The 6,346-nt window shown below is 67.9% G+C and carries 5 protein-coding genes; 2 read left to right on the top strand and 3 right to left on the bottom strand.

Annotation, left to right across the window (positions count from 1 at the left end; genetic code table 11):
- Both V7067_RS14250 and V7067_RS14245 read right to left on the bottom strand, forming a co-directional pair.
- Window positions 1-653, bottom strand: a 653-nt coding sequence (locus tag V7067_RS14250) for an ATP-binding cassette domain-containing protein (RefSeq protein WP_334176567.1), incomplete at its 3' end; no start/stop codon positions are given.
- A gap of 122 nt (window positions 654-775) precedes the next feature.
- Entirely contained in the window at window positions 776-1,798 is a 1,023-nt protein-coding gene (locus tag V7067_RS14245) for an ABC transporter substrate-binding protein (protein ID WP_334176566.1), read from the bottom strand.
- Between the two features lie 356 nt (window positions 1,799-2,154).
- On the opposite strand from V7067_RS14245, the gene V7067_RS14240 reads away from it, so the two are divergent.
- Window positions 2,155-3,408 (top strand): ATP-binding protein, encoded by a 1,254-nt coding sequence (locus tag V7067_RS14240; RefSeq protein ID WP_334176565.1) that lies wholly within the window; start codon window positions 2,155-2,157, stop codon window positions 3,406-3,408.
- 29 nt (window positions 3,409-3,437) lie between these two features.
- Window positions 3,438-4,172, top strand: a complete 735-nt coding sequence (locus V7067_RS14235) for a response regulator transcription factor (protein WP_334176564.1) — start codon at window positions 3,438-3,440, stop codon at window positions 4,170-4,172.
- A 124-nt stretch (window positions 4,173-4,296) separates the two neighbouring features.
- Here the strand turns inward: V7067_RS14235 and leuA are convergent, their stop codons facing one another.
- On the bottom strand, window positions 4,297-5,988 hold the full coding sequence (gene leuA / locus V7067_RS14230; RefSeq protein WP_334176563.1) for a 2-isopropylmalate synthase: 1,692 nt from the start codon (window positions 5,986-5,988) through the stop codon (window positions 4,297-4,299).
- Window positions 5,989-6,346: the final 358 nt, after the last annotated feature.

Raw genomic sequence — 6,346 nt, 5'->3', positions numbered from 1 at the left:
AGGATCTCGCCCAGAATGTGCGAGATGAGGATGACGCTCATGCCGCCTTCCACGGCGCGGCGCACATGGGCCATGAGCTGGCCGGCCACCACCTGATCGAGCGAGGAGGTCGGCTCGTCGAGGATGATGAGATCGAGCCGGCCGGCCGAGACGGCGAAGGTGGCGGCGATTTCCACCATCTGACGGCGGCCGAGGGTGAGGTCGCCCACCATGTCGCCGGGGTGGATACCGTGGCCGGGAAAGATGCGGTCGAGTTCGGCGCCGATCAGGGCGGCCGCGCGCCGGCGCCAGCCCGGCCCCTTCAGGGCGGGATGGCGGATGCGGGCATTTTCGGCCACCGTCAGGTTCGGGCAGAGCGAAAGCTCCTGAAACACGCAGCGCACGCCGTGGCGGTGGGCGTCTTCCACCGTATAGCCCTGCACCGGCGCGCCGCCGTCGATGCGCATTGCACCGGCATCGGGCTTCAGCGTGCCGGCGAGCACCTGCATCAGCGTGGACTTGCCGGCGCCGTTGTGGCCGACGAGGCCAATGCACTCGCCGCGGGCAATCGTCAGGTCGACGCCGGCCAGCGCGCGCACGGCGCCGAACGACCGGGCGATGCCGGACAGCGAGATGAGATCGGGGCGCAGCGCACCCGGTGATGTCTGGGACATGGCACTCCCCGCACGGTGAGCCGGAGGGCGGCGCGGCGATGCCTGAGCGCCGCGCCGGGTCATTTCGGGGTGCAGAGCACGGGAAAGGGGCGGCCGGCCACTGCCGGCCGGCCACGCGGGGCTTATTTTCCGCCGGCCGCGATCACCTTCGCTGCGTCGGCCTGGCTGTATTCGACATTGGCGACGCCGCCGGCCGGTGTGGTCTTCAGCGCCTCGTCAAGCTGCGGCGGGTCGATGCGCAGGAACGGCACCTGCAGGTCCTTCGGCACCTGCTTGCCGTCGAGGATCTGCTGCGCGATCCAGAAGGCGAGGGTGGAGACGCCCGGCGCGATGGAGAACGAGGTGGTCTCGTAGCCGTTGGCGTCGCGCTGCTCCTGCCACCACTTCAGCTCGTCCTGCCGGTTGCCGAGGATGATGAGCGGGGTCGGGCGCCCGGCCGCCTTGAAGGCCTCGGCCGTGCCGAAGCCGTCGCCGCCCTGGGTGACGACGCCGACGATCGGCGGCAGGCTGGGCAGAACGCCGGCAACGGCCTTCTGCGCCACGGTCTGGTTCCAGTCGCCCTGCACCGACGACACGATCTTGAACTGCGGGTGCTTCTTGACGCCGTCGACGATGCCCTGATGGATCTCCTCGTCGACGGAAGTGCCCGGCAGGCCGCGCACTTCCAGAAGATTGCCGCCGTCCTTCAGACGGCCGGCGAGGTAGTCGACCTGCGTTTCGCCGATCTTGTGGAAGTCCACCGCCACGCGCCAGGCGCACGGCTCGGTCACCACGCCGTCGAAGGAAACGACGGTGACGCCGGCGTCGCAGGCTTCCTTCACCGCGCCGTTGAGGGCGGTGGGCGAGGCGGCGTTGACGACGATGGCGTTATAGCCCTGCAGCACGAGGTTCTGGATCTGGGCGGCCTGCTCGGTCGCCTGATTCTCGGCGGTGGTGTAGGCATCGGCCGCGGCCACGACACCGTCCTTCACCGCCTGCCCGGCCACCTTCTGCCAGCTCTCCAGCATGGCCTGACGCCACGAGTTGCCGGCATAGTTGTTGGAAAGGGCAATGCGCTTGTCGGCCGTCTGGGCGCCGGCCGGTGCCGCGGCGATGAGCGACACAAGGGCGGCGGACGCCAGAATCGTGGCGGTAATCGTCTTCATCGTTTCACTCCCGCTGGAGCGGCCATCCGGGGCCGGCTCTCGTTTGATGGGCCCGCCCGGTCCGTGCTCTGGCCGGCGGGCGCCCGACGCGCCTCGTCGGCCGGAGGGGCCGCGGGCACTTGAATGAACTTTGATGAGAATATACCGGTGCGTCTTTACCAAAGCCGGCATAAAGGATGCGGATGCGCGCCGTCATCCTGCGGGTTCCCGCAGGTCTGCGGGCCCCGGAGGGGCGACGATGGGCGGTAACGGGCCCCGGCGAATGCGGGCCTGCGCCGGTGGCCGCGGGATGGCGACAGCCGGTGCAAACAGCGGCAGCCCGCGCCGGCGCGGGCCGGCCGCAAGGGAGAGAACCGATGGTCGATCGCGCCCCGATCCGGCCGCAGGACATGCTGAACCATGTGCTCGCCATTTCGCGGGCCATTGCCGGCCAGACCGAGTTCCAGCCGGTGATTCAGGCCGTCTCGCGCGAGGTGGCCCAGATCCTGCCGCACGATCATCTCGACGTGTGCATTCTGGTCGTCGATCAGGATACGGTCGCGGCCTTCGAAACCGGCCTGCACACCCGCTGGAGCGCCTGGCACGAGCACCCGGTCGCCGCCCGGTTCAGCCCCATCCGGTCCGTGCTGTGGGGCGAGGTTCCCTATATCGTCACCGAAGATGCGCTGACGGATGAGCGCTTCCAGTTCGAGGGGGCCTTTAATCATCCCATTTTTGACGCGCGCCTGCGCTCGCGTCTGCATGTGCCGCTGCGGGTGCAGGGGGCGATTTTCGGGGCGCTGTCGGCCTCCACCCACGCGGCCGGCGTTTATACCCATGCCGATGTCGAGGCCGCCCGGCATGTTGCGGATCTGCTGGCGCCCTATTTCCACGCCCTGCGCATCGGCGAACAGGTGCGCCGCTCCGCGATCATCGAGGCGGAGGCGCGCGCCCGCGAGGAAGGCCTGCGGGAAAGTGCGCAGAAGCTGACGGAGGCGCTGGAGCGGGAGCGCCAGCGCATCGGCATGGACCTGCATGACGAGACGCTGGCCGAGCTGACGCGCCTGACCCGGCGCATCGAGCGGCTGGCGGAACGCGGCACCGTGCCGTCTGCGGCCGTCTCCGCGCTGGCGGGCGATCTGCAGGCCTCGATCCGCGGGCTGCGGCGCATTATCGACGATGCCCGGCCCAACGTGCTGCAGCTGTTCGGCTTCGTGGACGGCATCGAGAACCTTCTGGAGCGCAGCGTGCGCGATTCCGGGCTGGCGATTTCCACCCGCGTGGTGGACAGCACCGGCGGCCGCATCGATCGTCTGGGCGAGCCCCTGAAGGTGGCGCTGTTCCGCATCGTGCAGGAAGCCGTCAACAATGCCGTGCGTCACGGCCGGCCGGAGGGCATCGTCGTCTATCTGACGCGGGTCGGCGAACGCATCCGCATCGCCGTGGAAGACGACGGCATCGGCCTTGGCACGGCGCCGGGCGCGGCTGCCGGCCGGCGGATCGGCGGCATCAACAACATGCGCACCCGCGCGCGTCTGGTTTCGGCCGATTTCCGCCTTGAGGCGGGGCCGAGCGGCGGCACGCGCGTGGTGGTGGAACTGCCGGCAACCCCGGTTGCCGCCGAGGCGTGAGAACAGCGCCGCATCGCGGGAGGAAAACCATGAAAGTTCTGGTGGTCGAGGACGATGCCGTTCACCGCGCCTATCTGAAAGAGGCGATCGAGCAGGCTTTGCCGGAGTGCGACATGGTGCTGGAGGCCGCCCACGGCCATGACGGCGAGCGCCTGTCGCGCGAGCATCACTGCCTGCATCTGGTGATGGACCTGCAGATGCCGCGCCGCACCGGCGTGGAGGCGGCACGGGTGATCTGGAGCGAGCGGCCGGAAACCGCGATCCTGTTCTGGTCGAACTATGCCGACGAGGCCTATGTGCGGGGCCTGTCGCGCATCGTGCCGGAGGGGGCGGCCTATGGCTACATTCTGAAATCGGCCTCGGAGGACCGGCTGCGGCTGGCGCTGCGCTCCATCTTCGTGGAGAACCAGTGTGTGATCGACCGCGAGATCCGCACCGTGCAGCAGAAGGCGGCCGATCGCTCGCAGGGCATGAGCGATGCCGAATACGAGGTGCTGCTCGATGTCGCCCTCGGGCTGACGGACCGCATCATCGCCCGCCGCCGCAATCTGTCGCTGCGCAGCGTTCAGAGCCGGTTGCAGCAGATCTACGACAAGCTCGGGGTCTATGAATTTGCCGGCGAGCAGGGCGACGACGCCTTCAACCTGCGTACCCGGGCGCTGTGCATCGCCTTCCTGCGCAAGCTCATCAACCGCACCGCGCTGGAGCAGGCGGAACTGGAGCTTGCCCAGTGGATGGCGCGCAACGGCGCAGGGCGGCACTGAGGCCGGCCCGCACCGGCCTCTTCACCGCCGGCCGGCGGGAAAACAAAAAGGCGGCGGACGCCCGGTCCGCCGCCTTCTGTTCTCTGCGCTTCTGCTCTCTGTGCTTCTTGCGCCCGGTGCCCGTTCAGGCCGGTTCGGCCACCGTGACGGCAGCGTTGGCGGCGCTGATCACGGCGCGCACCGACGCGGTGCCGACATCGGTGTCGATGCCCACGCCGAACACCCGCCGGCCGTCCGGCAGACGGCATTCGATATAGGCAGCCGCCTGCGCATCCGTGCCGCCGCGCAGGGCGTGCTCGTGATAATCCACCACCTCGATTTCGCTGCCGCAGGCGGCGTTGACGGCCGCGACAGCGCTGGAAATGAGGCCGTTGCCGCGCCCGGTGACGGAGACCGGCTTGCCGCCGATCTCCACATGGCCGACGAACACGCGCTCGCGGCCGGCGCCGCGGCTGCCGCTGTCGTCATAATCCACCAGCACCACCGGCTGCGGCCCTTCCAGATGGTAGGCCTCGTCGAAGGCGGCGGAGATCATCTCCGCGGTCATTTCGCGGCCGGTGCGGTCGGCCACTTCCTGCACCTTGCGGCTGAAATCGACCTGCAGATGGCGCGGCAGGCGCAGGCCGCGATCCTGCTCCAGCACCCAGGCGACACCGCCCTTGCCGGACTGGCTGTTGACGCGGATCACCGCCTCGTAGGTCTCGCCCAGATCGGCCGGATCGATCGGCAGATAGGGCATTTCCCAGATGCCGTCGTTACGCGCCTCATGGGCCGAGAAGCCCTTGCGGATGGCATCCTGATGGGAGCCGGAAAAGGCGGTGAACACCAGCTCGCCGGCATAGGGGTGGCGCGGATGCACCGGCAGACCGTTGCAGTGCTCGGCCGTGCGCACGATGGTGCGCATGTTATCGAACTTCAGGCCCGGATCGATGCCCTGCGTGTAGAGGTTCAGCGCCAGCGTGACGAGATCGACATTGCCGGTGCGCTCGCCGTTGCCGAACAGGCAGCCTTCCACCCGGTCGGCACCGGCCAGCACCGCCAGTTCCGCCGCCGCCACGCCGGTGCCGCGGTCGTTGTGCGGATGCACGCTGATGACGACGCTGTCGCGGCGCGAAATGTGCCGGCAGAACCATTCGATCTGGTCGGCATAGACATTCGGCATCGAGACTTCGACGGTTGCCGGCAGGTTCAGGATCACCGGACGCTCCGGCGTCGGTTCCAGCACGTCGAGCACGCGCTCGCACACCTCCAGCGCGAATTCCATCTCGGTAAAGCAGAAGGTCTCGGGCGAATATTCGAACAGCCACTCCGTCTCCGGCCGCTTCGCCGCCTCCGCCTTCATCAGCTTTGCGCCCTGAACGGCCAGATCGACGACGCCCTGATTGTCCATGTTGAACACCACGCGGCGGAACAGCGGCGAGGTGGCGTTGTAGAGATGGACGATGGCGCGGTGCACGCCGCTCAGCGATTCAAAGGTGCGCGCGATCAGATCCGCCCGCGATTGCGTCAGCACCTGAACGGTCACGTCCTGCGGGATCAGGTTGCCTTCCACCAGCGAGCGGACGAAGTCGAAATCGGTCTGCGAGGCGGAGGGAAAGCCGACTTCGATTTCCTTGAAGCCGATGTCGAGCAGCATGCGGTAGAACCGCATCTTCTTTTCCACATCCATCGGGTCGACCAGCGACTGGTTGCCGTCGCGCAGGTCCGACGACAGCCAGCGCGGGGCGCTGGTCATCTGGCGTGCAGGCCACTGCCGGTCGGGCAGCGACACGGGATGGAAGATCGGGCGATACTTGGACTGCGGATTGGTCAGCATTTCAGGCGACTTTCGCGCTTCGGCACACACGGCCGTGAAGATGAGGAACTGCTTCTGCAAGGGCCGTGGCACCACAGCCGCCGGGTGGCCGTCACGCCCGGCGGCCGCCGATAAGTCGCAGCCCGGCGGCAACGCCGGCAGCACAGGCGCCCGGGCACGACATGGCCCTGAAAGAGCCTGACATGGCCCTGAAAGAGCAGGACGTGATCTTGACGGAGCAAGACGTGATCTTGAAGGAGGAGGAGCCGATGAGCGTCATCGACGTTCCGGAACCCTGTCAGCAAACCGCACACAAACGACACTAATTGCCCGCCTTCCGCAGAAGGGCGGGAATCAAAGTCGAAGGGTGAGGGCGCCA

Source organism: Pseudoxanthobacter sp. (genome assembly GCF_036822375.1).
Lineage (GTDB): Bacteria > Pseudomonadota > Alphaproteobacteria > Rhizobiales > Segnochrobactraceae > Pseudoxanthobacter.
The sequence above is the reverse complement of the archived record's forward strand: the minus strand, read 5'-3'. Positions and strand labels throughout refer to the sequence as shown.

What these genes read in the sequence shown, in the direction of transcription:
- V7067_RS14240 (WP_334176565.1), top strand. Translation starts at nt 2,155, where the DNA reads ATGGTCGATCGCGCCCCGATCCGGCCGCAGGACATGCTGAACCATGTG.
- V7067_RS14235 (WP_334176564.1), top strand. Translation starts at nt 3,438, where the DNA reads ATGAAAGTTCTGGTGGTCGAGGACGATGCCGTTCACCGCGCCTATCTG.
- leuA (WP_334176563.1), bottom strand. Translation starts at nt 5,988, where the DNA reads ATGCTGACCAATCCGCAGTCCAAGTATCGCCCGATCTTCCATCCCGTG.
- V7067_RS14245 (WP_334176566.1), bottom strand. Translation starts at nt 1,798, where the DNA reads ATGAAGACGATTACCGCCACGATTCTGGCGTCCGCCGCCCTTGTGTCG.